The 24,226-nt window shown below is 63.5% G+C and carries 26 protein-coding genes; 14 read left to right on the top strand and 12 right to left on the bottom strand.

The genetic code is table 11. The features are described from left to right. On the top strand, nt 1–423 hold the full coding sequence (locus tag BUC04_RS18135; protein WP_067660389.1) for a hypothetical protein: 423 nt from the start codon (nt 1–3) through the stop codon (nt 421–423). A 35-nt stretch (nt 424–458) separates the two neighbouring features. Here BUC04_RS18135 and BUC04_RS18130 read toward each other — a convergent pair whose 3' ends face one another. After that, nucleotides 459–1,079 (bottom strand): LysE family translocator, encoded by a 621-nt coding sequence (locus tag BUC04_RS18130; RefSeq protein ID WP_067660392.1) that lies wholly within the window; start codon nt 1,077–1,079, stop codon nt 459–461. 321 nt (nt 1,080–1,400) lie between these two features. Here BUC04_RS18130 and BUC04_RS18125 point away from each other — a divergent pair, with 321 nt between their 5' ends. Next, nucleotides 1,401–2,009, top strand: coding sequence for a transglycosylase SLT domain-containing protein (locus BUC04_RS18125; protein ID WP_174522312.1), 609 nt, complete (start codon nt 1,401–1,403; stop codon nt 2,007–2,009). A gap of 190 nt (nt 2,010–2,199) precedes the next feature. On the opposite strand, the gene dxs is transcribed toward BUC04_RS18125, so the two are convergent. From dxs to xseB, 3 genes are read right to left on the bottom strand one after another with little or no spacing between them, the layout of a single operon-like run. Next, nucleotides 2,200–4,065: a 1-deoxy-D-xylulose-5-phosphate synthase gene (dxs, locus tag BUC04_RS18120; RefSeq protein ID WP_067660398.1), complete on the bottom strand. Its 1,866-nt coding sequence runs from the start codon at nt 4,063–4,065 to the stop codon at nt 2,200–2,202. Nucleotides 4,066–4,089: 24 nt separating this feature from the next. Then, nucleotides 4,090–4,977 (bottom strand): (2E,6E)-farnesyl diphosphate synthase, encoded by an 888-nt coding sequence (gene ispA, locus BUC04_RS18115; RefSeq protein WP_067660401.1) that lies wholly within the window; start codon nt 4,975–4,977, stop codon nt 4,090–4,092. Between the two features lie 2 nt (nt 4,978–4,979). Beyond that, the gene (gene xseB, locus BUC04_RS18110) at nt 4,980–5,219 is read right to left on the bottom strand and encodes an exodeoxyribonuclease VII small subunit (RefSeq protein WP_067660404.1); all 240 of its coding nucleotides are present in this window, start codon (nt 5,217–5,219) and stop codon (nt 4,980–4,982) included. A 188-nt stretch (nt 5,220–5,407) separates the two neighbouring features. Here xseB and pomA point away from each other — a divergent pair, with 188 nt between their 5' ends. The 4 genes from pomA to aroG all read left to right on the top strand — a co-directional run bounded on the left by pomA (nt 5,408) and on the right by aroG (nt 10,298). Continuing rightward, the gene (gene pomA / locus BUC04_RS18105; protein ID WP_067660407.1) at nt 5,408–6,172 is read left to right on the top strand and encodes a flagellar motor protein PomA; all 765 of its coding nucleotides are present in this window, start codon (nt 5,408–5,410) and stop codon (nt 6,170–6,172) included. Between the two features lie 2 nt (nt 6,173–6,174). Then, on the top strand, nt 6,175–7,104 hold the full coding sequence (locus BUC04_RS18100; RefSeq protein ID WP_067660410.1) for a flagellar motor protein MotB: 930 nt from the start codon (nt 6,175–6,177) through the stop codon (nt 7,102–7,104). Between the two features lie 162 nt (nt 7,105–7,266). Continuing rightward, a complete protein-coding gene (gene thiI / locus BUC04_RS18095; RefSeq protein WP_067660413.1) occupies nt 7,267–8,721 on the top strand; it encodes a tRNA uracil 4-sulfurtransferase ThiI in 1,455 nt (484 codons plus the stop codon). A gap of 518 nt (nt 8,722–9,239) precedes the next feature. Next, on the top strand, nt 9,240–10,298 hold the full coding sequence (gene aroG / locus BUC04_RS18090) for a 3-deoxy-7-phosphoheptulonate synthase AroG (RefSeq protein WP_067660416.1): 1,059 nt from the start codon (nt 9,240–9,242) through the stop codon (nt 10,296–10,298). Here aroG and BUC04_RS18085 read toward each other — a convergent pair. Beyond that, nucleotides 10,295–11,206: a ketopantoate reductase family protein gene (locus tag BUC04_RS18085; RefSeq protein ID WP_067660419.1), complete on the bottom strand. Its 912-nt coding sequence runs from the start codon at nt 11,204–11,206 to the stop codon at nt 10,295–10,297. The genes aroG and BUC04_RS18085 overlap by 4 nt on opposite strands. Next, nucleotides 11,182–11,559 carry a VanZ family protein gene (locus BUC04_RS24020; protein WP_067660422.1) on the bottom strand — a complete coding sequence of 126 codons (378 nt, stop codon included), beginning with the start codon at nt 11,557–11,559 and terminating at the stop codon, nt 11,182–11,184. The genes BUC04_RS18085 and BUC04_RS24020 overlap by 25 nt, the downstream gene beginning before the upstream one ends. Before the next feature lie 96 nt (nt 11,560–11,655). On the opposite strand from BUC04_RS24020, the gene BUC04_RS18075 reads away from it, so the two are divergent. After that, on the top strand, nt 11,656–12,147 hold the full coding sequence (locus BUC04_RS18075) for a YajQ family cyclic di-GMP-binding protein (protein WP_067660425.1): 492 nt from the start codon (nt 11,656–11,658) through the stop codon (nt 12,145–12,147). A 48-nt stretch (nt 12,148–12,195) separates the two neighbouring features. Here the strand turns inward: BUC04_RS18075 and BUC04_RS18070 are convergent, their stop codons facing one another. From BUC04_RS18070 to BUC04_RS18045, 6 genes are all read right to left on the bottom strand, one after another. Then, nucleotides 12,196–13,314 carry a GGDEF domain-containing protein gene (locus BUC04_RS18070; RefSeq protein WP_067660428.1) on the bottom strand — a complete coding sequence of 373 codons (1,119 nt, stop codon included), beginning with the start codon at nt 13,312–13,314 and terminating at the stop codon, nt 12,196–12,198. 73 nt (nt 13,315–13,387) lie between these two features. Continuing rightward, complete coding sequence (locus BUC04_RS18065) at nt 13,388–14,818, bottom strand: AmpG family muropeptide MFS transporter (RefSeq protein ID WP_067660431.1); 1,431 nt, start codon at nt 14,816–14,818, stop codon at nt 13,388–13,390. A 41-nt stretch (nt 14,819–14,859) separates the two neighbouring features. Then, the gene (locus BUC04_RS18060; protein ID WP_067660434.1) at nt 14,860–15,192 is read right to left on the bottom strand and encodes a DUF4156 domain-containing protein; all 333 of its coding nucleotides are present in this window, start codon (nt 15,190–15,192) and stop codon (nt 14,860–14,862) included. 3 nt (nt 15,193–15,195) lie between these two features. Then, nucleotides 15,196–15,780: a peptidylprolyl isomerase gene (locus BUC04_RS18055; protein WP_067660437.1), complete on the bottom strand. Its 585-nt coding sequence runs from the start codon at nt 15,778–15,780 to the stop codon at nt 15,196–15,198. Nucleotides 15,781–15,790: 10 nt separating this feature from the next. Next, nucleotides 15,791–16,345, bottom strand: a complete 555-nt coding sequence (locus BUC04_RS18050; RefSeq protein ID WP_082766679.1) for a YajG family lipoprotein — start codon at nt 16,343–16,345, stop codon at nt 15,791–15,793. A gap of 55 nt (nt 16,346–16,400) precedes the next feature. Continuing rightward, complete coding sequence (locus tag BUC04_RS18045; RefSeq protein ID WP_067660443.1) at nt 16,401–17,513, bottom strand: methyltransferase; 1,113 nt, start codon at nt 17,511–17,513, stop codon at nt 16,401–16,403. Nucleotides 17,514–17,554: 41 nt separating this feature from the next. Here BUC04_RS18045 and BUC04_RS18040 point away from each other — a divergent pair, with 41 nt between their 5' ends. The 7 genes from BUC04_RS18040 (at nt 17,555) to BUC04_RS18010 (ending at nt 24,145) form a co-directional block, all read left to right on the top strand. Beyond that, a complete protein-coding gene (locus BUC04_RS18040; protein ID WP_067660446.1) occupies nt 17,555–18,208 on the top strand; it encodes an alpha-ketoglutarate-dependent dioxygenase AlkB family protein in 654 nt (217 codons plus the stop codon). Between the two features lie 14 nt (nt 18,209–18,222). Further along, nucleotides 18,223–18,519 carry a BolA family protein gene (locus BUC04_RS18035; RefSeq protein ID WP_067660449.1) on the top strand — a complete coding sequence of 99 codons (297 nt, stop codon included), beginning with the start codon at nt 18,223–18,225 and terminating at the stop codon, nt 18,517–18,519. A 93-nt stretch (nt 18,520–18,612) separates the two neighbouring features. Continuing rightward, nucleotides 18,613–19,128 carry a TRAP transporter small permease subunit gene (locus tag BUC04_RS18030; RefSeq protein ID WP_067660452.1) on the top strand — a complete coding sequence of 172 codons (516 nt, stop codon included), beginning with the start codon at nt 18,613–18,615 and terminating at the stop codon, nt 19,126–19,128. Beyond that, on the top strand, nt 19,125–20,489 hold the full coding sequence (locus BUC04_RS18025) for a TRAP transporter large permease (protein WP_067660455.1): 1,365 nt from the start codon (nt 19,125–19,127) through the stop codon (nt 20,487–20,489). Before BUC04_RS18030 ends, BUC04_RS18025 begins: the two co-directional genes overlap by 4 nt. Nucleotides 20,490–20,505: 16 nt before the next feature. After that, nucleotides 20,506–21,621: a TRAP transporter substrate-binding protein gene (locus BUC04_RS18020; protein WP_067660458.1), complete on the top strand. Its 1,116-nt coding sequence runs from the start codon at nt 20,506–20,508 to the stop codon at nt 21,619–21,621. Between the two features lie 89 nt (nt 21,622–21,710). Next, nucleotides 21,711–22,226, top strand: coding sequence for an S-ribosylhomocysteine lyase (gene luxS / locus BUC04_RS18015; protein ID WP_067660461.1), 516 nt, complete (start codon nt 21,711–21,713; stop codon nt 22,224–22,226). Nucleotides 22,227–22,414: 188 nt separating this feature from the next. Further along, nucleotides 22,415–24,145: a DUF4856 domain-containing protein gene (locus tag BUC04_RS18010; RefSeq protein ID WP_067660464.1), complete on the top strand. Its 1,731-nt coding sequence runs from the start codon at nt 22,415–22,417 to the stop codon at nt 24,143–24,145. The last annotated feature ends 81 nt before the right edge of the window (nt 24,146–24,226 follow it).

Raw genomic sequence — 24,226 nt, 5'->3', positions numbered from 1 at the left:
TTGCGCCGCTGGGGTCTGGGTCTGCTCAGTTTGGGCCTGGTGGGCTGCTCGGTGCTGGCCCCCCAGGGCAAACCCTGTGCCGAACTGGTTACCTTCGCCGGGCTGGATCCGGACACCGGTGCCTACAACCTGGTGCTGACCGCCATCGATGGTCGACCGGTAGTGAGCAAGCCACTCTACCGGCTGGCACCGGGCCAGTATCGACTGGAGCTGATGGAGTTCATTGATGACCCGCGCCTGGCGGTGCCGCTAAAGCAGCGTCGCTCCCAGGAGATGGTGCTGACCCTGGCACCGATGCAGCGCTACACCCTGGCGGCCCGGCTGGTGCCGGAGCAGGCGGATGACCCCCAGCGCTACTGGCAGCCGGAGGTGTGGCAGCTGGAGCCCCAGGAGTGCCGCTTTCCCAAGCGCAAAAACACCTAGGCAGCGGACACTGCCCAGCCGCGATTGGCGCCGGTTTAACCCAGCGCCACCATCGACCCACCTAAGCCCATAAACACCGCACCGCAGGCCCGGTTAAAGCCGGTCTGTGCCCGCCCTTCCGCCAGCAGGTTAGCCAGCCGACAACCTCCCAGTGCCACCAGGTTGAGCACCAGGAAATCCACCAGGGTAAAGGTCAGACACAGGGTCAGCAGCTGCGGCAGCAGCGCCGACTCCGGCCGCAGGAACTGGGGAAACAGGGCGGCAAAGAACAACAGCCCCTTGGGGTTGGCCAGGCCCATCAGCAGGGCCTTGCGAAACAGCCGCAGCGGGTTGCCCTCCTGGGCGGCGAAGCTGCGCTGACAGGCGCCGCTGGGCCGGCTGCGCCAGGCCTGGATACCCAGCCAGATCAGGTAACCCGCGCCGCCGTAGCGCAGCAGTTCATACAGCACCGGCTGGCTGGTGATCAGGGCACCGATGCCGGTAGCTGACAGCAACATCAGCACCAGGCCGGCGACGTTGGAGCCGAGGATGGTGGCCAGCGCCCGGCCGTGGCCGAAGCGAACACTGGTGGAAAGGGTCATCAGGGTCATCGGACCCGGGCTGGCCAGCAACACAATAACGGTGGCCAGGTACACCAGGTAGAGCTCAAGAGTCATGGTGAGTCAGGGGGAATGTGATTCGAAGCGCGACATTTAATCAGCGCTTTGGTCGCCTGTAAAGCGACGGGAAAGGAAACGTCGACACCGCCCTGTCAGGCCAAAATGACGGAGGAGGTAAGCCACAAAATTGTTGGGAGTGCTGACGCGGTCGCAAAAAAAATCGGGAACCCCTGCCTGAAGGTGCCCGATGAAAGGAGGATAATGATGAACGTTTGAATCGGTTCATCTTTTCAGACTGCACACCCTTCCATTAAGTTCCCAAGCAGGGCAAAATTTTTTCAATAAATCGAAAAGACGTCGAAAATCAAAATAATGAAAATGAACAAACTGGGTTTGGTTGGGCTGGCTCTGCTGCTGACCGGCTGCGCAACACCGCCACCGAAGGACCCGGAGAACCTGTGCAACATCTTCAAGGAGAACCGCAGCTGGTATAAGGCGGCGAAGAACACCGAGCAGAAGTGGGGGGTGCCGGTGCACGTGCCGATGGCGATGATGTACCAGGAGAGCTCCTTTCGTCATAACGCCCGGCCGCCGATGCGCTACTTCCTTGGCTTTATCCCCTACGGCCGTGCCTCCACGGCCTACGGCTACGCCCAGGCCAAGACCATGACCTGGGATGACTACGTGCGGGAGAACAACCGCAGCTGGGCCCGGCGCAGTAACTTTGCCGATGCCCACGACTTTATGGGCTGGTTTATCTACAAGAGTCACCAGGTCAACGGCGTCTCCAAATGGGATGCCTATGGCCAGTACCTCAACTACCACGAGGGGTGGGGCGGCTACCGCAACAAGAGCTACAACGCCAAGCCCTGGTTGATCCAGGTCTCCCGTCGGGTGGACGACCGCTCCAAGCGCTACGCCGCCCAGTACCGCCAGTGCCAGAAGGATCTGGACCGCAGCTGGCTTTGGCGCCTGTTCTTTGGTTAAGCGCCGGCACTAGGCGCTAGGGGCTAGGAGCTGGGCGCTAGGAGCTAGGAGCTAAGAGCTAAGAGGCAGGTACTGCCGGACAAACACAAAACGCCGCCGCGGTTTCCCGCAGCGGCGTTTTGCTTTCGGCTGTTAGGCTTTTCCTAGCAGGGCGAAGCCCGCCCTAGCACCTAGTACCCAGCGTCTGCACTTACAACCCGAAGGCGGCCTTGGCCCGCTTGAGGATACCGGCGGCGTCCAGCTCCAGTACCGCGTGCATCTCCTCCTGGCTGCCCTGCTCGATAAAGCGATCCGGCAGGCCCAGTTGCAACACCGGCTTGGCGATCCCCTGGGCGGCCAGGGACTCCAGCACCGCGCTGCCGGCACCACTTTGCAGGGCGTTCTCTTCCAGGGTGATCAGCTGGTCGTGACTCTCGGCCATCGCCTTGACCATCGCCTCATCCAGCGGCTTCACAAAACGCATGTTGACCACGGTGGCGTCCAGCTGCTCCGCTGCTTCCAACGCGTAGGGCAGCAGGGTGCCGAAGCTGAGGATGGCGATCCCCTTGCCCCGGCGACGGATCTCCGCCTTGCCGATGGGCAGTTCGGTCATCGCATCCTGGATCTGGGTGCCCATGCCCTGGCCGCGGGGATAACGCACCGCCGCCGGGCTGTCCATCCGGTGGCCGGTGTAGAGCATCTGCCGACACTCGTCCTCGTCCGCCGGTGCCATCACCGTCAGGTTGGGGATGCAGCGCAGGTAGGAGAGATCGAAGGCGCCTTGGTGGGTCTGACCATCGGCGCCCACCAGACCGCCACGGTCGATGGCAAACAGCACCGGCAGGTTCATGATCGCCACGTCGTGGATCACCTGGTCAAAGGCCCGCTGAAGGAAGGTGGAGTAGATCGCCACCACCGGATTGAGCCCTTCGCAGGCAAAACCGGCCCCCAGGGTTACCGCATGCTGCTCGGCGATGGCGGCATCGTAGTACTGCTCCGGGAAGCGTTGGGAGAAGGCCACCATGCCGGAGCCTTCCCGCATCGCCGGGGTGATCGCCACCAGCTTGGGATCCTGTTCCGCCATATCGCACAGCCAGTCGCCAAACACCTTGGAGAAGGTGGGCTTGCCGGGCGCGGACTTGGGCAGCTTCCACTCGTCCGGGTTGAACTTGGGCACGCCGTGGTAGCCGATGGGGTCTTCCTCCGCCGGCTGGTAGCCCTTACCCTTCTTGGTCATCACATGGAGGATCTGCGGCCCCTTCAGCTCGCGCATGTTGCGCAGGGTGTCCACCAGACCGTCCACATCGTGGCCGTCGATAGGGCCGATGTAGTTGAAGCCCAGCTCCTCGAACAGGGTGCCAGGCACCACCATGCCCTTGAGGTGCTCCTCGGCACGGCGAGCCAGCTCCTTGATCGGCGGCATCGCCCCCAGCACCTTCTTGCCGCTTTCACGGATGGAGGTGTAGAGGCTGCCGGACAGGATCCGCGCCATGTGGTTGTTAAGGGCACCAACGTTCTCGGAGATGGACATCTCGTTGTCGTTGATGATCACCAGCATATCCTTGTGGATATCCCCGGCGTGGTTCAACGCCTCGAACGCCATCCCCCCGGTCAGGGCACCGTCACCGATCACCGCGACGACACGGCGGCCCTGGGCCTCCTTGTCGGCAGCGATCGCCATTCCCAGTGCTGCGCTGATGGAGGTGCTGGAGTGGCCGACACTGAAGGTGTCGTATTCGCTCTCTTCCCGCCAAGGGAAGGGGTGCAGGCCGTCCTTCTGACGGATGGTGTGCATCTGCTCGGCGCGGCCGGTCAGGATCTTGTGGGGGTAGGCCTGGTGGCCCACGTCCCAGACCAGACGGTCAAACGGGGTGTCGTAGACGTAGTGCAGCGCCAGGGTCAGTTCGACGGTCCCCAGCCCAGAGGCGAGGTGACCGGAGGAGCGGCTGACCGAGTGCAGCAGGAACTGACGCACCTCGTCTGCCAGCTCAGGCAGTTGATCCTGGGAAAGCTGTCGCAGCTGTTTCGGCAACTGGGCCTGGGACAGCAGGGGGTAATCGGACAAGGCCTGGCTCATCGTACTCTTTCGCTATTCATTCTACTATTGGCCCCGCTCGATGATGTATCGAGCAAAGCGCTCTAATGGCTCGGTATTGTACGGCAATCCGGCCAGCTCTGTCAGGGCGTCCTGGTACAGACCCTGGGCCACGTCACGAGCATGGTCCAATCCCAGCAGCGCCGGGAAGGTGCTCTTGTCCGCCGCCTGGTCGGAACCCTGGGGTTTGCCCAGCTGTTCCGTGTCGGCGGTGACGTCGAGAATGTCGTCGTGCACCTGGAACGCCAGGCCGATCTTTTCGGCGAAGCCCAGCAGGGCCTGACGGTGCGCCGCTGGCAGATCCGGCACCGCCAGGGTGCCCAGCTCAACACTGGCGCGGATCAGGGCACCGGTTTTCAGCCGGTGCAGCCGAGTCAGTTGCTCCAGATCGATACGCTGACCGGTGCTGGCCAGATCGATCGCCTGACCGCCGCACATCCCCTGGTAGCCAGAGGCGTGGCTCAGTGCCCGGATCATGCCGATGCGGTTGGCTTCAACCGCGTCCGGCAAGGGGCAGTTGGCCAGCAGCTCATAGGCCAGCCCCTGCAGGGCGTCTCCCGCCAGGATGGCGGTCGCCTCATCGTATGCGATGTGCACCGTGGGCTGACCCCGGCGCAGGTGATCGTCGTCCATCGCCGGCAGGTCGTCGTGGATCAGCGAGTAGGCGTGGATGCACTCCACCGCCGCAGCGATGGGATCCAGGGTGGTTTCGTCCGCCCCCAGCAGGGTGCCGGTGGCGTAGACCAGGAAGGGCCGGGCACGCTTGCCGCCCAGCAGGGTGCCGTAGCGCATCGCATCCAGTAGCCGGGGATCGGTGACCGGCAGGGCATCGAAGGCCTGCTCCAGGGTGCGGTTGACCCGCGCCTGGTAGTGCGGCAATGCCGTGGAGACCATGGTTACTCCTCGTTGGCGAAGGGGGTCAGGGTGTCGTCGTGGCCGGCTTGCTGGGTCAGCATCGAAACCTGCTGCTCGGCCTGGTCCAGCTTGTGCTGGCTGGCTCGCACCAGGGTAATGCCTCGTTCGAACTGTTTCAGGGCCTGTTCCAGCGGGATCTCCCCCTGTTCCAGTTGGGCCACGATCTGCTCCAGCTCCTGCAGAGACTGTTCGAAGCTGAGGTTTTCCGGTTTTTTCGCCACGTGATCATCCCTCTTTAATTGAGGTGCCAAAGGTACTGTTTTGCACCCATAGATTCAATGAACCACTTCGCACCTAGGGAATTTTTCCTTAAGCTAGACGCGCTGTGGACGATAAGCAGAGTAGTCATAGCATTTTTCATCCCGACCGGTCCCCGTGACCGCGTTACGCCCAGCACGTAGGAGCATCTGTGGATCTGGCAACCCTGATTGGCCTTATTGGCGCCTTCGCCTTTGTCACCATGGCGATGGTGCAAGGCGGCGACATCACCATCTTCTTCAACGTGGCCGGTTTGCTGATCGTGGTGCTCGGCTCGCTGTTCGTGGTGATGATGAAGTTCAACCTGAGCCAGTTCGTTGGTTCGGTCAAGATCGCCGCCAAGGCCTTTGCCTTTAAGCTGGATCGCCCCGAGTTCCTGATCGAACAATCGGTCACCATGGCCGACTCCGCCCGCAAAGGGGGCTTCCTGGCCCTGGAGGAGGCGGAGATCAACAACCCCTTTATGAAAAAGGCGGTGGGCCTGCTGGTGGACGGCCACGATGCCGAGACCGTGCGCAACACCCTGAGCAAGGACATCAGCCTCACCATGGAGCGCCATAACCTGGGGGTGGATGTGTTCCGCAAGTTCGGCGACGTGGCCCCGGCGATGGGGATGATCGGTACCCTGATCGGCCTGGTGGCGATGCTCAACAACATGGACGATCCCAAGGCGATCGGCCCCGCCATGGCCATCGCCCTGCTCACCACCCTGTACGGCGCCATCATCGCCAACATGATCGCCCTGCCCATCGCCGACAAGCTGGAGCTGCGTATGCAGGAGGAGATGCTCAATCGCCGCCTGATCATGGACGCGGTGCTGGCGATCCAGGATGGCCAGAACCCACGGGTGATCGAGAGCTTCCTGAAGAACTACCTGCGTGAGAAGAAGCGGGTGATCAACACCACCGGGGAGTGAACATGGACGATCTGGTGCCCAAGCGTAAGCCCCGCCAAGGAGCCCCAGGCTGGATGGCCACCTTTGCCGATCTGGCTACGCTACTGATGTGTTTCTTCGTGCTGCTGTTGGCCTTCTCCGAGATGGACGTGCTCAAGTTTAAGCAGATCGCCGGCTCGATGAAGTACGCCTTCGGGGTGCAGAACAAGATCGAGGTGCAGGACGTGCCCCGCGGCACCTCGGTGATCGCCAGCCACTTCCGCCCCGGCCGACCGGAGCCCACGCCGCTGGAGGTGATCCAGCAGCAGACCGCCGAATACACCCAGGAGGTACTGCACTTCCAGCCCGGCCGTGAGAACGAGGCCGGTGGCGAGCAGCATCAGTCCGGCGAGGCCCGCGGTGGCAACGCCAACCAGGCGGCGATGCAGCAGCGCAACGACAGCCAGAACAGCCAGGCCCAGGCGGCCCAGGTGGACGAACTGGCCAAGAAGGTGGCGCTGGAGCTGGAGGATCATATCCGCGACGGTGCCATCGAGGTGGAGGCGCTGGGCCAGCAGCTGATCATCCGTATCCGCGAACAGGGCGCCTTCCCCGCCGGTTCCGCCTTCCTGCAGCCGCGCTTCCGACCGGTGATCCAGGCCGTGGGTGATCTGCTTAAAGACGTGCCCGGCATCATCACCGTCACCGGCCACACCGACAACACCCCCATCAGCAATGAGCTGTACCGCTCCAACTGGGACATCTCCAGTCAACGGGCGGTGGCGGTGGCCCATGAGCTGGTCAAGGTCGACCAGTTTGACCCCAACCGCATGGTGGTGTCCGGCGTGGCCGACACCCAGCCGCTGTGGAGCAACGACAGCCGCGAGGGCCGCACCCGCAATCGGCGGGTGGAGATCGCCATCGAGCAGGGCAAGGCCAAGGAGTCCGACCCGATCGAGGTGCTGGCCCGGTAACGCCGGCCTGACAGCGCCACTGCTTGCCACCCTGTCGGCAGATTGCGGCAACCCCGACAGGGATCTATCCTCGGGATTCACACCCGTGGCATCTAGGGTTCGATCGGTGCTACGGCCTGGGGTATACTCCCGCGCCTTATCAAAGGCAGTGACAGGCACAACATGAAATTTATCGTCAAGCTGCACCCGGAAGTGATGATCAAGTCCAAGCCGGTGCGGGTTCGCTTCTCAAAGCTCTTGGTGTCCAACATCCGCAATGTGCTGCGCAAGGTGGACGAGAACGCCAGGGTCAAGTTCAACTGGGACCACATCGTGGTGAACTGCCGCGACGTGGATCCGGCCCTGCGTGACACCATGGTGGAGCGCCTGTCCTGCATCCCCGGGATCGCCCACTTCCTCGAGGTGACCCAGCACCGCTTTGACAGCATTGACGATATCTACCAGGCCACCCACGCCATCTTTGCCGAGCAATTGGCGGGCAAGACCTTCTGCGTGCGGGTGAAGCGCTCCGGTAAGCACGAATTCAGCTCCCTCGACGTGGAGCGCTACGTCGGTGGCGGCCTCAATCAGAACTCCGAGGCCAAGGGCGTTCAGCTGAAGAAGCCGGATGTGACCGTCCAGATCCAGATCGAAGATGACATCGCCTACCTGGTGTCCCACCGACACCCGGGCCTGGGCGGATTCCCCATCGCCACCCAGGAGGATGTGCTGTCGCTGATCTCCGGCGGCTTCGACTCCGGCGTCTCCAGCTTCCAGACCATCAAGCGCGGTGCCCGCACCCACTACTGCTTCTTCAACCTCGGCGGTGCCGAGCACGAGAAGGGGGTCAAAGAGGTGGCCTACTACCTGTGGAGCCGTTACGGCAACTCCCACAAGGTCCGCTTCCTGTCGGTACCCTTTGAGCCGGTGGTGGAGGAGATCCTGGAGAAGGTCGACAAGGGCCAGATGGGGGTGATCCTCAAGCGGATGATGATGAAGGTGGCCGGAGAGCTGGCGGAGCGCTTCGCCATCCCGGCGCTGGTGACCGGTGAGGCGATGGGCCAGGTCTCCTCTCAGACCCTGACCAACCTCAATGTGATCGACCGCGCCACCGACAAGGTGGTGCTGCGTCCGCTGATCACCTGGGACAAGCAGGAGATCGTTGACGTGGCCCGTGCCATCGGCACCGCTCCCTTCGCCGAGGTGATGCCGGAGTATTGCGGGGTGATCTCGCAAAAGCCCACGGTCAAGGCGGTGTTGGCTAAGATTGAGGAAGAGGAGGCCAAGTTCTCCGAGGACTTGGTGGCCAAGGTAGTGGAGCAGACCCAATACATGGACATTCGAGAGTTGGCAAAGGTAACCGAAACCCGCACCGTGGAGATGGAAACCGTGGCCACCCCGGGCAGCGGCGAGGTGGTGCTGGACATCCGTGCCCCGGAGGAGGAGGAGGCCAGCCCGTTGGCGCTGGACGACAACGAGGTGGTGGTGCTGCCCTTCTTCAAGCTGGCCAGCCAGTTCGCCAACCTGCCCCAGGACAAGACCTACCTGCTGTACTGCGACCGCGGGGTGATGAGCAAGCTGCAGGCGCTCTACCTGCAGGAGCAGGGCCACGGCAACATCAAGGTCTACCGTCCCTGAGTCTCGATTGAATTACACAAAAAGCGCGCCGATGGCGCGCTTTTTGTGTTTTCTCCGAATTAACTGTTGTTACAGTAAATCAGATGGTTACCCTAACCATCTGTTATTAATAGCTTTGCCGGGTTGCCGGCAGCAACCAAAGGGGCGTCCCGCCCCCTTGGAACCCCCGCTTGCCTCCAATCGTCGCTAACCCTCTCTTTCGTAGCCAAAGCCTTCGGCTCTGACTTGAGTCGACATCCCTGTCTCCGCAAGCCACTCAGGCCATCCTGGCCTTCAGCCTGGTCTTTGGCCACTTCGTTCGGGCGACTCCAAGTCGGCCAAGAGCTGGCGGGTCACACACTTTTGATGAATTAAATGAGTTAGGTGATTTCATTACCTAACTAGGACAGCGCGCTTTTTTGTGGCTGGGTTTCGGACGCCGCACCTCGGCCAAGTCATGGCCGTTTGGATGGCTAAATCCTCGGCAAAGTGTGTTAGGGTGGCCAAACGCCAACGAAAACACTGAGCAAGGAAGTCCGATGCCATACCGTAATGATGATGTCCGCATTAACGAGATCAAGGAGCTGCTGCCGCCGGTGGCCATCCTCGAGCGCTTTCCCGCCACGGACGCCGCCGCCAATACGGTATTTCAGTCGCGCCAGGCCATTGCCCGGATCCTGCGCGGCGACGACCCCCGTCTGTTGGTGGTGATCGGCCCCTGCTCCATCCATGACCCGGAAGCGGCACTGGAGTATGGCCGCCGCCTGCTGGCCCTGCGTGAGCAGTACCAGGACAGCCTGGAGATCGTGATGCGGGTCTACTTCGAGAAGCCGCGCACCACCGTGGGCTGGAAGGGGATGATCAACGACCCCGGTCTGGACAACAGCTTCCGCATCAACGACGGCCTGCGCGCCGCCCGCAAGCTGCTGCTGGATCTCAATCACATGGGGATGCCCACCGCCGGTGAGTTCCTCGATATGATCACCCCGCAGTACCTGGCGGACCTGATGTGCTGGGGGGCGATCGGCGCCCGTACCACCGAGTCCCAGGTGCACCGTGAGCTGGCCTCCGGTCTGTCCTGCCCGGTGGGGTTCAAGAACGGCACCGACGGCAACATCAAGATCGCCCTGGACGCGATCCGCAGCGCCAGCGCCTCTCACCACTTCCTCTCGGTCACCAAGTTTGGTCACTCCGCCATCGTCGAGACCGCCGGTAACGGCGATTGCCACATCATCCTGCGCGGCGGCGACAAGGGGCCCAACTACAGCGCTGAGCACGTCGCGCCTCTACTTGGCCAGATGGAGGCGGCGGGCCTGCGTCCCAACGTGATGATCGACTTCAGCCACGCCAACAGCAGCAAGCAGTTCCAGCGCCAGATGCTGGTGGCAGAGGATGTGGCCGGACAGGTCGCCGGTGGCAACGAGGCGATCATGGGGGTGATGGTGGAGAGCCACCTGAACGAGGGGCGTCAGGACCTGGAGGAGGGTAAGGCGCTCAACTACGGCCAGAGCATCACGGATGCCTGTATCGGCTGGGAGGACAGCGCCACCTTGCTGGCCAGATTGGCTGAGGCCAGTGAGCGGCGAAGCAAGGCTTAAGCCGGCTGCAATGACCCTGGCTGGCGCGATGCGGCCAGGGTCTGCCACTGCTGCCACAGCCGTTGGTGCTGGGGCAGGTTAACCCCCTGCTGGGCTGCCAGGCTCAGCACGAAGCCGGTGATGTTGGCCAGCTCATTGCTGCGGCCCGCGTCCCGGTCCTGCAGGGTGGAGCAGCGGTTGCCCGCCGTCGCCTTGACCACCCGCAACGCCCGCGCCAGGCACTGCTCGGCACTCTCCTCGACCCCAAACTGGCGCCCCAGTGGCACCAGCTCCTGGCACAGCGCCAGCAGCTCCTGCCGGTAGCCCGGCGCCAACAGGGCACCATTGATCACCTCATCCCGTGCCGCCACCGGATTAACCAGCGCGTTCACCGTCAGCTTGCGCCACAGCACCGGCTCGATCTGCTCGGTCAGGGCAAAGCCCAGTCGACGCAGTGCCTTGGGCGCCTGGCTCAAGGGCTGGTTCTGGGCCGGACCGGCCTGGCGCAGGCCCACCCCGGTGCAGCGTACCTGGTGCGGTGCTTGCCGCAACGCGCCATCACTGAGGGTGCCCCACCACCAAGTGCGCTCCGGGTATTGTTGCAACAGGGCGTGCTGTGGCCCCATGCCGTTGTGCAGCAGCACGATGGGGGTCTTCTGGGGTAACCAGGCCAGCACCGGGGCCAGTGCGGCCTCAACCTGCTGGGCCTTGACCGTCACCAGCAAGGCCTGCAGCGGGCCCGGGCTGGCATCGTGCAGCAGGGTGTAGTGATCGGTACGGCCATGACGCTGGGTCAGTTGGTGGGCTTGCCAGCCCGAGGGGCTGTTGGGACGGCTGAGCAGGCGCAGCGGCACCCGCTGCTGCTGCAACTGCCAGGCCAGAAGCTGGCCGATGGCACCGCCGCCTAGGAGACCGATCGGCGCGACCATAGTCGCAACCCCATCAGGCAGAGGTAGAAGCTCAAGGCACCAGCCATGTCCGCCACCAGATCCGCCGGATCGGCGACGCGATAGGGCAGTTGGGCCTGGACTAGCTCGATCATCAGGGCGTAGCCGAACAGCAGGGTGAGCTGCCAGCCCAGCCGGGCGTTGGTGGCCCATTGCAGCAAGGCGGCCAGGCCAAAGAAGGCAACGAAGTGGCCGACCTTGTCAAAGTGGGGCATGGGGGCGCTGTAGCTCGGCTGCGAGAACACCAGGTAGGAGATCACCATCAGCGCCAGCACCAGCAGGCTACGACCCAGGCGACGCTGGATGGGGGTGGGTTGCAGTATGAAATCGAGCATGAAGGCATCTTAAGGAACCCTAGGATCTCTGTCATCCTTTTTCTCCCCCGATCAGGTACACTTGCCGCAGCGAGAAAACTGAGTTTGGAGAGCAGCATGCCATCGTTTGATATTGTTTCTGAAGTGGACGCGGTTGAGATCAAGAACGCCGTCGATAATGCCAACCGAGAGCTGGAGACCCGGTTCGATTTTCGTGGCATCGAGGCCAGCTTTGAGCTCAACAACAAGGACCTGGTGGTGGCCATCAAGGCCGAGGCCGAGTTCCAGGTCCAGCAGATGGAAACCATGCTGCGTGGCACCCTGGCCAAGCGTAATGTCGATGCCAAGGCGATGGAGCTAAAGGGTCAGCCGATCCTGTCCGGCAAGACCGTCACCCGCCAGGCGGTGTTTAAGCAGGGCATCGAGCAGGACTTTGCCAAGAAGCTGGTGAAGATGATCAAGGACGCCAAGATGAAGGTGCAGGCCTCCATCCAGGGCGACAAGGTGCGGGTCACCGGCAAGAAGCGGGACGACCTGCAGGCGGTGATGGCGCTGCTGCGCGGCGAAGAGCTGCAGCAACCGGTGCAGTTTGACAACTTCCGCGACTGAACCAGGCAATTAGCCACAACGGGCCACCTTCGGGTGGCCCGTTTACGTTCAGGCGACGGCGGCGGTGACGGTGAGTTCGATCCGATCCCGACCGGCCCGCTTGGCCTGCAGCAGCCGCTGATCGGCCAAGTCGATCAGATTAGCGGCCTCGCCCAGGCCCGGATCCCAGGCGGCCACCCCGGCACTGAAGGTCAGGTGGATGGGGGTGGTGCCGGCATGGTAGAGCGGGGCACGGCCGAGCCGGCGTCGCAGGTCGTTAAGCAGGGTGGCGACGCTGTCCGGGTGGGCCTCCTCCAACACCAGGCAGAACTCTTCCCCGCCGTAGCGGGCAACGATGTCGCCAGCCCGCACGCTGTGCTGCAGCCGCTGGGCAAAGGCGGTAAGGATGGCGTCGCCGGTGGTGTGGCCAAAGCGGTCGTTGACCCGCTTGAAGTGGTCCAGATCGAGCATCACCAGCACAAAGGGGCGTGGCTTGCGTCGATAGCGCCGGATCGCCAGGTCCAGGTGTTGATGCAGGCTCTGCCGGTTGAGCACGCCGGTGAGGGGATCATGCAGCGCCTCCCGCTCCAGCTTGTCGGCGCGCAGCACCAGTACCCAGGCCAGCAGCATCGCCATCAGCAGGAAGATCAGCCGGCTGATCTGGTCCGGCAGGTAGAGCTCGCCGTATCGGGCCAGCCAGCGCGGATCAATGGCGTTGGGGTTGTAGAGATCCAGGGCAAACAGCAGCAGCGCACTGTAGGAGGCAAAGGCCAGCAGGCCGCCATAGAGGCTGAGACGACGGTCATAGCGCAGCGCGGTGCAGATCACCGCCAGGAAGTAGAGATCAAAGGTGCCCTTGTTGTTGACCAATGCCAGCGGGGTCTCGCGGCTGACGAAGTCCAGCCACAGCCCCAGGGTGATAAAGCCGATGTCCAGGGTGACGCTGACATAGGCCAGGGCGGGGACATACTCCCGCCGCCGGAGGTAGGCCAGCCAGGCCACCGCCACCAGCAGGGCGGCGTAGCTCAGCCCCAGGGCCTGGGTGAAATCCTCACCGCTGGCCAGCTTGTAGGTGGGGACGATGCTGATCAGCATCAGCAGCAGTACCCGCAGCCGTGCCATGGTCCATTCGCCGGCACTGGCGGCGGCCAGCGCGGTGGGTTTTTGTCTGCTCTGGGCGTTCAACATGGCCCATTCCCTGTTACTCAACTCCCTAAAAGATAAAAGAATTCACCTTCGATTGGAAGTTGCAGGGGCGGGCCTAACTGGCGGAGCGAGGCTCAGCGGTCTTTATCTCGCTCGGCTGCAGTGGCCCCTGCCTGGCCACCAGGGCGATCAGCAGCAGCACCGGCAGGCCCATGGCGCTGGCGGCGATGAAGAAGGTGCTGTAGCCCCAGGCGTCCACCATCACCCCGGAGAAGCCTGCCACGTACTTGGGAAACAGCAGCATCATCGAGGAGAGCAGGGCGTACTGGGTGGCCGAGTAGGCCAGGTTGGTGAGGCTGGAGAGGTAGGCGATAAAGGCCGAGGTGGCGATCCCGGCGGCAAAGTTGTCGGCGGCGATCACCAGGGTCAGCAGACCGACGTGGTAGCCCACCTGGGCCTGCAGGGCATAGAGCAGGTTGGTGCCGGCCACCAGGATGGCGCCGATAAACAGGATCTTGAGGGTGCCGAAGCGGAACACCAGGGCGCCGCCGGCAGCGGCTCCCAGCAGGGTCATGATCACCCCGTACACCTTGGAGATGGCCGCCACCTCCGCCTTGGAGAAGCCCATGTCCACATAGAAGACGTTGGCCATCACCCCCATCACGATGTCGGAGATGCGGTAGCAGGCGATCAGCGCCAGGATCACCAGCGCCTGCTTGCCGTAGCGCTGGAAGAAATCAACAAAGGGCGCGATCAGGGCGCTGTAGCCCCAGGCCAATAGGCGGGCAATCGGCCCCGGCCAGTGAGCAAAGCGGGCCAGGGTCTGCTGCTGGGCCTGCTCGGCGGTAGAGCGGTCCACCTGCGGCTCGCCGGTCAGCAGGGTGGCCAGGATCCCCACCCCCATGCTGGCGGCCATGGCCCAGTAGGCCGCCTGCCAGGCTTCCACCCGGTAGGCGTTGGGGTCCGGATCGGCCCAGGCGGCGATGGCCAGGGCACCGGCCCCGGAGAAGATCATCGCCAGTCGGTAACCCATCTGGTAGGCCGCGGCCAGGGCCGCCTGCATCTTCTCCGGGGCCGCCTCGATGCGAAAGGCGTCCACCGCGATGTCCTGGGTGGCGGAGGCAAAGGCCACCACCAGGGCCAGGCCCACCAGGGTGCTGAGCTGCAGCTGCGGATCCATCTGCGCCATGGTGGCCAGGCCCGCCGCCAGCACCAGCTGGGACAGCAGCAGCCAGCTGCGTCGTCGGCCCATGCGGGCGGTGAGGCCGGGGATCGGCAGCCGGTCTACCAGCGGGGCCCAGAGAAACTTGAAGCTGTAGGCCAGCGCCACCCAGCTGATGAAGCCGATGGTGGCCCGCTCGATCCCTGCTTCTCGTAACCAGAAGGAGAGGGTGCCAAACACCAGCGCCAGGGGCAGGCCGGAGGAGAACCCCAGCGCCAGCAGGGTCAGCACCCGCTTTTGGGCATAAACTTTCAGGGCGCCAAGGCGTTGGCTCAGGTTCTGGATCACGGTGCGGCCTTTATGAAGAGGATCTTTGGCCAGCATAGAGAAGGCACCGGGCGGGGACAAGAGTCAGCGGCCCGGGCTCAGGGGGTGGGGCAGCGGTAGATGTGGCCGATCAGGGTCACCGAGGTCTGGAAATCCATCTTGGAGGAGATCTCCACCCGGTTGCCTCCCAGCGCCGCCGCCCGGTTGCGCAGCTGGTTCAGCGCCCCGGTGGTGAGATCGAAGTTGGTGATGAACCAGTAGCTGTACCAGTGGCCCTCGGTGCCCACCCAGGTGTCCAGCGGCTCGCAGTTGAGCGGCTGGCCACGCTGGTCAAACACCACCTGAACCGGCCCGGCGTCGGGGTTCAAATCGGTGGTGGCGCAGCCGGCCAGTAGCACGGCCAGCAACGGCACTAGGCGGTTGAGGGTCATCACTTACTCCGGCAGCAGGGTGGCCTTGAGCAGCCGCAGCGGCTCCACCGGCACGGTGTCGGCGCCAACGGCATCCAGGTAGTCGGTGGGGACCTGGCCCATCTGCTCCAACACCTCCTGCCCTTCAGTGATCTCGCCAAACACCGCGTAGCCCCAGCGCCGGCCCGGATCCAGCCCGTCGTTGTCATCCAGGTTGAAGTAGAACTGGTTGGTAGCGGTGTGGGGCGCGTTGGCCCGGGCCATGGCGATGGTGCCCTGGCGATTCTTCAGGCCATTGCCGGACTCGTTGACGATCGGCTCGCCCTCCTCCAGCGGGGTGTAGTCGTGGCCAAAGCCGCCGCCCTGCACCACAAACCCCGGCACCACCCGGTGAAACACCGTGTTGTCATAGTGGCCAGAGACCACGTAGCGCAGGAAGTTATCGACGGTCACCCGGGCCCGGCTGCGATCCAGCTCCACCAGCAAGGTGCCCATGCTGGTCTCCAGCTGTACCACAGGAAACAGGTTGTCCGACTGGATGTCGTCGTTGGCGTGGACTCCAAGGCTGGCCAGGCAGAGGGCCAGAGCGAGATAAAACGTCCGTGTCATAAGGCGCTCCTTACTGGATGAACTGGTGCAGTTCCGGGTCATTGATGATGGCGTCTAGCAGCTGCGCCAGGCGGTCGTTGAGCTCGCGCTCCAACCGGGCCGGCTCAGCGCGCAGGGCACCGTTGAAGGTGCCGCGGGTCTGGTAGCGTTTGACCAGGGCCCGCTGCCCCTCGGTGACGGTGACCCGGGCCACCAGCTGGCTGCTGGCATCGTGTTTGAGCCGGGTCTGTTCCACGTCCACCAGCAGCCGTTCCAGCTCGATGGCGATCTGCACCTGGCCATCCGGCCCGACCCGGTAACCCATCTGCTGCAGCCCCTGGCTCAGGCCTTGCTCGACCAGCTGACGGGGATTGGTGTTGGCATTGAGCAGGGTCGCCGCCTCGCCCTCCCGCTGGATCCGCGCCAGGAAGGTCTCAGTGCGCAGATCCACCGAGGAGATGGCGACGCTCTGGCTCGGGTTTGCCTGGGTGGTGATCACCGGCTCCAGCGGGCTCAGCACCAGGGACTGGGGTTGACTGGCACAGCCGGCCAGGGCCAGCACCAGCGGCAGCAAGATTCGTTTCATTGGCTTACCTGTTTGTCAGATCTTGGCCAGCAGCATACCAGAACTGGGCCCGGGATCAGCGCTTCTGGGCTTCGAGAACCACAAATTTGGCGTTGGAAGCCAAGGTCTTGCAGCCGCCAAACAGGCGTGTCAGCTTGATGTGGTAGCCCAGGTGGCGGTTGCCGACGATGCGCAGTCGACCGCCGCTGCGCAGCACCCGGCGGGCATCCCGGAACATCTGCCAGGCGATGTGGTCGGTTACCGCCTGCTGCTGATGAAAGGGGGGATTGCACAGCACCAGATCGGCGCTGCCACCCTCGACTCCGCTGAGGCAGTCGTTCCACAGCAGCTCAACCCGATCGGACCAGGCCTGGGTGTTGTCCTGGCAGGCGCGCAGGGCGTCCTGGGATTCGTCCACCGCCAACACCTGGCAGTCTGGGTTGGCCTGCAGCATCGCCACCGACAGCACCCCGTTACCGCAGCCCAGGTCCACCACCAAACCATCGTTTTGGGGCAGGTGCTGCAGCAGCAACCGCGCCCCCAGGTCCAGCTTCTGGCTGCCGTAGGTATTGGGGTAGTTGTGCAGGGTCTGGTTGAGTGGCTCGCAGTGCCAGCTCAGCACCGGGTCCAGGCCACTTTGTCGGCCGGACAGCTGGCCGTAGACCAGCCGGGCCTTCTTGACCGCTCGGGAGGGGTGGACCTGGTCCAGCAGCTGGCGGGTCAGATCCGGCAGGGTGCTGGGCATGTCACGCTGGCGGGCGGCAATCACCACCGGGGTGCCCTGCGGCAGTTGGCGGTTGAGCCAGTCCAGTTGCCAGGTCAGCAGACGCAGGCTGCGTGGCAGCTTGATCAGCACCCCCACAGGCGCAGCTACGCTGGCCAGCGTTTCAAGGCTTTGGTGAGCCTGGCTGACTGGGGCCAGCTCATTGAGTGCCAGGTTTTGTTCCAACCCCTGGTGGGCTACGTAGGAGTCGCTGTACCAGTGCAGGATCTGGCTCGGCTGGCGCTGACGCAGGCCGCAGGCCAGGGCGCCAAAGTGGTCGTTGAACAGCCACAGCGGCCCCTCTGGCAGCTGGTGGGCCTGCAGCAGCAGTTCATCCGCCGCATCCCAGGCCTGCAGGGGATCGTCGGCGACAGGAGGGTAGCGCTCCATCTGGAGTGGGGCGCCGTCAACGCTAAACTCGGTCATAGTCGGGCAAACAAAAAAGGGCGATTTTCGCAGAGTTATCGATGGAAAAACAGCGTCACAGCGACTTCGCTGCCCCCGTGTCCCCGGCAAGGGACATCCTGGATCATAGCGGACGGCGGCTGGCCCGCTACTGGCCATCCTGGTTAGCGCCACAGGCCCAGGCCCGGCTATGGGACCAGTTGCAAGCGCTGCCCTGGCAGCAGCCGCAGGTGAAGCTGTTTGGCCAGGCCCACCCCATCCCCCGGCGCCAATGCTACCTGGCCCGGCCGGGCTGCCACTACCGCTACTCTGGCCTACTGCTGGCACCGCAGCCGTTCCCCGCCGCCCTGGAGCCGATCCTGACCCGGCTCAATGCCTTGGGGCAGTGGGGCTTTAACGCGGCACTGGTAAACCACTATCGCGATGGCCGGGACAGGATGGGTTGGCATCGCGACGATGAGCCTGAGTTGGGGCCAAAACCGGATCTGGCGATCCTGTCGCTGGGTCAGGAGCGGGTACTGCGACTGCGCTGGCAGGTGGGACCCAGCGAGGGGGTGGCGCTGGCACCCGGCAGCCTGTTGTGGCTGGAGCCCGGGGTTTGGCATGGCCTCAATCCCAGTGCCCGGGCCAGCCAGGCGCGTATCAGCCTCACCTTCCGCCGGGTGATCCCGGGCTTTCATCCCGACCGGGAACAGGGTATAACCGGCGCAGATTGAACAGGAGGTCCACCATGAGCATGCAGAAGATCATCGAGCAACAGATCACACAAGGGCTGGCGCCGAGCCACCTGGAGGTGATCAACGAAAGCCACATGCACCGGGGGCCCGCAGAGGAGAGTCATTTCAAGCTCATCGTAGTGAGCGATCACTTCGAGGGGCAGCGCCTGCTGGCCCGCCACCGCCAGGTAAACGCCCTGTTGGCAGAGCAGTTGGCCACCAGCTTGCACGCCCTGGCACTGCACACCTACACCCCGTCCGAATGGGCAGAACAAGGCGGCGCCCCCCGCACCCCCAGCTGCGTTAGCTGAAGGGAAAACCTCTCCCGGTTCCAGATCGGACTGGCCAGATCCCGCCCTAGTCTGTTATTACATTGTTAATGGAATCAATGTCAGGGACTGGCGATGGTGGGATGGGGGCTGGTGGATCGCATCGATCGCATCAGTGAACGACTAGGGCAGCTGTGTGGCCTGTTGATGCTGTTGATGCTGCTGCTGGCCTTCCTGGTGGTGGTGCTCCGCTACGTCTTCGACCTGGGATCCATCGCCCTGCAGGAAGCGGTGCTCTATCTTCACGGTGCCCTTTTCACCCTCGGCGCCGGCTTTACCCTCAAGCACCAGGGCCACGTCCGGGTCGACATCTTCTACCGAGAGTGGTCACCCCGGCGTAAGGCCTGGGTGGACCTGCTCGGCACCCTGTTGTTGCTGCTGCCCTTCCTCGGCTTCATCGCATTGCAAAGCTGGGATTACGTCGCCAATGCCTGGGCCCGGATGGAGGGCTCGGTGGAGGCCGGTGGCCTGGGGCTGGTGTACCTGCAAAAATCCCTGATCCTGGCGCTGGTGCTGACCCTGGGACTGCAGGCGCTGGCGGAGCTGGGACGCAACCTGGCGGTGCTGCTCGATAGGGAGTCCCGCCCATGATGGCCCTGGTGCTGTTTCTGTGTGTCTGCCTGGTGCTGCTGGCGGGCTTTCCGGTGGCCTTTGTCCTCGGTGGTACTGCGCTCTGGTTCGCCGCCATCGGCACCCTCACCGGCCACCTGGACGGAGCCTTTCTCGGCGCGCTGCCCAATCGACTCTACGGCATCCTCAATAACCAGGTACTGATGGCGGTGCCGCTGTTCGTCATGATGGGGGTGACGTTGGAGCGCTCCCGCCTGGCGGAGCAGCTGCTGGATGCCATGGCCAAGCTGTTTGGCCGGGTGCGGGCAGGCCTGGCGCTGTCGGTGATGGTGGTGGGGATGCTGCTGGCGGCCAGCACCGGCATCGTTGGTGCCACCGTGGTCACCATGGGATTGTTGTCGCTGCCGGCGATGCTGCGCCGTGGCTACGATCCTGCTTATGCTGCCGGGGCGATCTGTGCCACCGGCACCCTGGGCCAGATCATCCCTCCCTCCATCGCCCTGGTGCTGCTGGGGGATGTACTCTCCTCGGCCTTCCAGCAGGCGCAGCTGAAGATGGGGATCTTCTCCCCCCGTACCGTGTCGGTGGGCGACCTGTTCGCCGGTGCCCTGATCCCCGGCCTGGTATTGGTGGCACTCTACATGCTCTACACCCTGTGGCTGGCCTGGCGTCGGCCACAGCTGTTTGCCGAGACCGAGGCGGTGCCGCTGGACTGGCCCTTCGTGATCACCCTACTCAAGGCGCTGGTGCCGCCCATCGGCCTGATCTTCCTGGTGTTGGGCTCCATCCTGCTGGGCGTGGCCACCCCCACCGAGGCGGCGGCAGTGGGGGCCTTCGGTGCCCTTACGCTGGCCCTGGTACGGCGCCAGCTGAGCGCCCAGGCGCTGCTTGGGGTGCTGACCGAGACGGTCAAGGTGACCGCCATGGTGTTCATGATCCTGATCGGCGCGGCGCTGTTCTCCCTGGTGTTCCGGGGCCTTGGCGGCGAGGCGCTGATCCACGGCCTGCTGTCGGATCTGCCCGGTGGGGTGGTGGGGGCTACCTTGCTGGTGATGCTGGTGATCTTCCTGCTCGGCTTCATCCTCGATTTCATCGAGATCACCTTCGTGGTGGTGCCCATGGTGGCCCCGACGCTGCTGATGCTGGGGCTGGATCCTATCTGGCTGGGGGTGATGCTGGGGCTCAATCTTCAAACCTCTTTTTTGACGCCACCCTTTGGATTTGCTTTGTTTTATCTACGCGGCGTTGCGCCACCCTCACTCACCAGCGCAACCCTGTACCGGGGGGTCATCCCCTTTATTGGCATTCAGATACTGATGATGTTGCTACTGGCGCTCTGGCCGGTGCTGGCCACCTGGCTTCCGGAGCGGATCTACGGATAACGACAAGGAGAGCACCATGGCACACCGATTCCTGAACCGGCTTAAGCTGATGACGGCGCTGGCACTGACCACCTTCCTGGCGGGCTGTCAGCCGCCTCCGGCGGACAGCGGCGCCGGCAGCAGCGTACAAAGCAGCGAGACCTTCCAGTGGAAGCTGGTCACCTCCTGGCCCAAGAACTTCCCCGGCCTGGGCATGGCGCCGGAGCGCTTTGCCGAGCGGGTCAACAAGATGAGTGGCGGTCGTCTCACCGTCACTGTCTACGGCGCCGGCGATCTGGTGCCCGCCTTCGAGGTATTTGATGCGGTCAGCCAGGGTACGGCGGAGATGGGCCACAGCGCCTCCTACTACTGGAAGGGCAAAACCCCGGCCTCGCAGATCTTCACCTCCATCCCCTTTGGCATGAACGCCCAGCAGATGAACGGCTGGCTCAACTACGGCGGTGGCATGTCGCTGTGGCGTGAGGTCTACGCCCCCTTCGGCATCCTGCCGCTGGCCGGCGGCAACACCGGGGTGCAGATGGGGGGCTGGTTCAACAAGGAGATCAATTCGCTGGAGGACCTCAAGGGGCTGAAGATGCGCCTTCCCGGGCTGGGCGGTGAGGTGCTGGCCCGGCTGGGTGGGGTGCCGGTGACGCTGCCGGGACGGGAGCTGTTCACCGCACTGCAGACCGGCGCCATCGACGCCACCGAATGGGTCGGCCCCTACAATGACCTGGCCTTTGGCCTGCATAAGGCGGCCAAGTACTACTACTACCCCGGCTGGCATGAGCCGGGCACCGTGCTGGAGTTCATGGTTAACCAGGCCGCCTTCAACAGCCTGCCGGCGGATCTGCAGGCGATCGTTGAGATCGCTGCCCAGTCGGTCAACCAGGACATGCTGGATGAGTACACCAGCCGCAACATCGCCGCCCTGGATGCCCTGGTCAACGAGCACGGCATCGAGCTGCGCCGCTGGCCTGACGAGGTGCTGGTAGAGCTGCGCAAGGCGGCCCAGCTGGTGATGGCAGAGGAAGCGGCCAAGGATCCCACCATGAAGAAGGTGTTGGATCACTACCAGGCGTTTCAGCAGGGGGTTGGCGCTTATCATCGCATCAGCGAGGATGCCTATAACCAGATTGCTCATCAGGAGTGAGTGGATGATTGACCCCGTCCAAGGGCGGGGCTACTGTTTGGCGGTCACACCAAGGTTGTAGTGAAACTGGTACAGATTAAGGAGATCCCATGCCACTGCTCGATAGCTTCAAGGTTGATCACACCCAGATGGCCGCCCCGGCGGTTCGGGTTGCCAAGACCATGGCCACCCCGGGAGGGGACACCATCACCGTATTCGACCTGCGATTCTGCGTGCCCAATGCCGGGATCCTCAGCGAGAAGGGGATCCACACCCTGGAGCATCTGTTCGCTGGCTTTATGCGCGACCACCTCAACGGCGATGGTGTGGAGATCATCGATCTGTCCCCCATGGGCTGCCGCACCGGTTTCTACATGAGCCTCATCGGTGAACCGTCGGAGCAGCAGGTCGGCGACGCCTGGAAGGCGGCGATGCAGGACGTGCTCGGGGTAAAAGCCCAGAACGACATCCCGGAGCTGAACGAGTTCCAGTGTGGCACCTTCAAGATGCACTCCCTGGCGGAGGCCCAGGCCATCGCCCAGGCGATCCTGGACCAGGGGATCCAGGTCAATCGCAACGAGGATCTGCTGCTGTCCGACGACCAATTGAAGGCGCTGGAAAGCTAACTCGCTGACAGACTTTTTAAAGCCCTGGCACCCGACGGTGCCAGGGCTTTTTTGTGACTGAAAAGCGTTGCGCTAGCGAGGGCGCAGAGAAAAATGTGAATAGTATTGATTCGCATTTGTAATTCTGTATGATTTGTTGCCATAGTGTTATGCGAATCCCCTTCATCGCTTCGACTAAAGGTAACCCGATGACTCAGCGTTCCCCGATTGCCCTTGCGCTTTTGACCTCCAGTCTTGCCCTGACCGCCTGCGGCGGAGGCAGTGACAGCAGCGAGCCCACCCCCCAGCCGCCGGCACCCAGCAACACCGCTCCCACCGATATCGTGCTGTCCAACGACAGCGTTGATGAGAACGCCATGGGCGCCGAGATTGGCCAGTTGACCGCCAGCGACAGCGACAGCGGCGACAGCTTCACCTTCAGCACCGAGGACAGCCGCTTTGTCATCGAGGGCGATATGTTGTCCCTGGCCGCCGACGTGGCGATGAACTACGAGGCGATGGCCAGCACCGAGGTGTCCGTCACCGTCACTGACAGCGCCGGCGCGACCTTCAGCAAGCCGTTGACCATCATGGTCAATGACCTGCTGGACTACTACGCCTTCCCCAGCCGCTTCGGCGCTGACACCAGCGTCTCCTACAGCGGCCAGACCACCCGTCATGTGCTGATTGCCGAGCTCAACCACTACATCGGCAACCAGCTGCTGGCGGATCTGGACAGCGGCGTGCTCACCAGCCGCGAGGAGGTACTGGCCAAGCTCAACAGCTTCTACCTGATCACCCCCGAGGATTACGACCTGGTGGCGGACAGCTTCCCGGTCAGCTTTATGGAGGGCACCACCCAGACCGTGCTGCGTGACCTCTCCAGCTCCCACAAGGACCTGAGCGGCAAGATCGCCGGTAACGACGCCGTCGGCCAGTACCAGGACTGGAACAACGGCGCCTTCGTTGGTTGGGGCGCTGCCGGCAGCACCAGCCCGGAAGGCCTGGTGAACATCCTGTTCGGTCTGTTGGCGGACAACGCCGAGCAGCACCTGGGTGGGGCCGTGCGGATGGATCCCTTCGGCAACCCCATCAGCGCCATCTACCTCAACGACCAGGGCCACGACCTTAAGCAGCTGATCCAGAAACACCTGCTCGGTGCGGTGGCGTACTCCCAGGGGGCAGACGATTATCTGGATAATGACACCGAGGGTAAGGGCCTGCTGGCGGACAACGTCGACAACGTCGAGATGAAGGGCTACACCGCGCTGGAGCACGTCTACGACGAGGGCTTTGGCTACTTCGGCGCGGCCCGCGACTACCTGGATTACAGCGACGACGAGCTGGCCGCGGCCGGTGGTCGTGAGGCTTACGCCAGTGGCTACTTCGACAGCAACGGCGACGGCACCATCGACCTGTTCAGTGAGTTCAACTTTGGTAACTCCACCAACGCCGCCAAGCGGGATCGAGGCAGCGCCGCCAACGCCATGCCCACCGATTACACCGCCCAGGCGATGAACGCCTTCCTGATGGGCCGCCAGATCATCAGCGACGCCGAGGGGGCGCTGACCGAGGCTCAGGCCACGGCACTGCAGGAGCAGGTCACCCTGGCCCTGGATGCCTGGGAGCGCGCCATTGTCACCACGGTGATCCACTACATCAACGACAGCCACGCTGACTTGGCGACCCTGGGCACCGCCGACTTCGATTACGCCACCCTGGCCAAGCACTGGAGCGAGATGAAGGGCTTCGCCCTCAACCTGCAGTTCAACCGCCAGTCGCCGCTGTCCGCCGAGCAGTTCGCCCAGCTGCACAGCCTGATGGGGGATGCCCCGGTACTGAGTGGGGATGTTGCCGCCTACCAGGCCCAGCTGATGCAAGCCCGACAGATCCTGGCCACCGCCTACGGGTTTGACCCGGCCAACGTCGAAAACTGGTAATCCCCCGGTGGGCATTATCCCCCTGTTCCCAGCTTGGGCCCGCAAGGGTCCGGGCTGTCGTGGTTTCTAAAGGTAATGATC

Origin of the sequence: Ferrimonas marina (assembly GCF_900129905.1) — a bacterium.
GTDB lineage: Bacteria > Pseudomonadota > Gammaproteobacteria > Enterobacterales > Shewanellaceae > Ferrimonas > Ferrimonas marina.
The sequence above is the reverse complement of the archived record's forward strand: the minus strand, read 5'-3'. Positions and strand labels throughout refer to the sequence as shown.

Coding starts and splice junctions, on each gene's coding strand:
- BUC04_RS18130 (WP_067660392.1), bottom strand. CDS start 1,079: ATGACTCTTGAGCTCTACCTGGTGTACCTGGCCACCGTTATTGTGTTG.
- BUC04_RS18125 (WP_174522312.1), top strand. CDS start 1,401: ATGAACAAACTGGGTTTGGTTGGGCTGGCTCTGCTGCTGACCGGCTGC.
- dxs (WP_067660398.1), bottom strand. CDS start 4,065: ATGAGCCAGGCCTTGTCCGATTACCCCCTGCTGTCCCAGGCCCAGTTG.
- ispA (WP_067660401.1), bottom strand. CDS start 4,977: ATGGTCTCCACGGCATTGCCGCACTACCAGGCGCGGGTCAACCGCACC.
- BUC04_RS18100 (WP_067660410.1), top strand. CDS start 6,175: ATGGACGATCTGGTGCCCAAGCGTAAGCCCCGCCAAGGAGCCCCAGGC.
- thiI (WP_067660413.1), top strand. CDS start 7,267: ATGAAATTTATCGTCAAGCTGCACCCGGAAGTGATGATCAAGTCCAAG.
- aroG (WP_067660416.1), top strand. CDS start 9,240: ATGCCATACCGTAATGATGATGTCCGCATTAACGAGATCAAGGAGCTG.
- BUC04_RS18085 (WP_067660419.1), bottom strand. CDS start 11,206: ATGGTCGCGCCGATCGGTCTCCTAGGCGGCGGTGCCATCGGCCAGCTT.
- BUC04_RS24020 (WP_067660422.1), bottom strand. CDS start 11,559: ATGCTCGATTTCATACTGCAACCCACCCCCATCCAGCGTCGCCTGGGT.
- BUC04_RS18075 (WP_067660425.1), top strand. CDS start 11,656: ATGCCATCGTTTGATATTGTTTCTGAAGTGGACGCGGTTGAGATCAAG.
- BUC04_RS18070 (WP_067660428.1), bottom strand. CDS start 13,314: ATGTTGAACGCCCAGAGCAGACAAAAACCCACCGCGCTGGCCGCCGCC.
- BUC04_RS18065 (WP_067660431.1), bottom strand. CDS start 14,818: ATGCTGGCCAAAGATCCTCTTCATAAAGGCCGCACCGTGATCCAGAAC.
- BUC04_RS18060 (WP_067660434.1), bottom strand. CDS start 15,192: ATGACCCTCAACCGCCTAGTGCCGTTGCTGGCCGTGCTACTGGCCGGC.
- BUC04_RS18055 (WP_067660437.1), bottom strand. CDS start 15,780: ATGACACGGACGTTTTATCTCGCTCTGGCCCTCTGCCTGGCCAGCCTT.
- BUC04_RS18050 (WP_082766679.1), bottom strand. CDS start 16,345: ATGAAACGAATCTTGCTGCCGCTGGTGCTGGCCCTGGCCGGCTGTGCC.
- BUC04_RS18045 (WP_067660443.1), bottom strand. CDS start 17,513: ATGACCGAGTTTAGCGTTGACGGCGCCCCACTCCAGATGGAGCGCTAC.
- BUC04_RS18040 (WP_067660446.1), top strand. CDS start 17,555: ATGGAAAAACAGCGTCACAGCGACTTCGCTGCCCCCGTGTCCCCGGCA.
- BUC04_RS18035 (WP_067660449.1), top strand. CDS start 18,223: ATGAGCATGCAGAAGATCATCGAGCAACAGATCACACAAGGGCTGGCG.
- BUC04_RS18030 (WP_067660452.1), top strand. CDS start 18,613: ATGGTGGGATGGGGGCTGGTGGATCGCATCGATCGCATCAGTGAACGA.
- BUC04_RS18025 (WP_067660455.1), top strand. CDS start 19,125: ATGATGGCCCTGGTGCTGTTTCTGTGTGTCTGCCTGGTGCTGCTGGCG.
- BUC04_RS18020 (WP_067660458.1), top strand. CDS start 20,506: ATGGCACACCGATTCCTGAACCGGCTTAAGCTGATGACGGCGCTGGCA.
- luxS (WP_067660461.1), top strand. CDS start 21,711: ATGCCACTGCTCGATAGCTTCAAGGTTGATCACACCCAGATGGCCGCC.
- BUC04_RS18010 (WP_067660464.1), top strand. CDS start 22,415: ATGACTCAGCGTTCCCCGATTGCCCTTGCGCTTTTGACCTCCAGTCTT.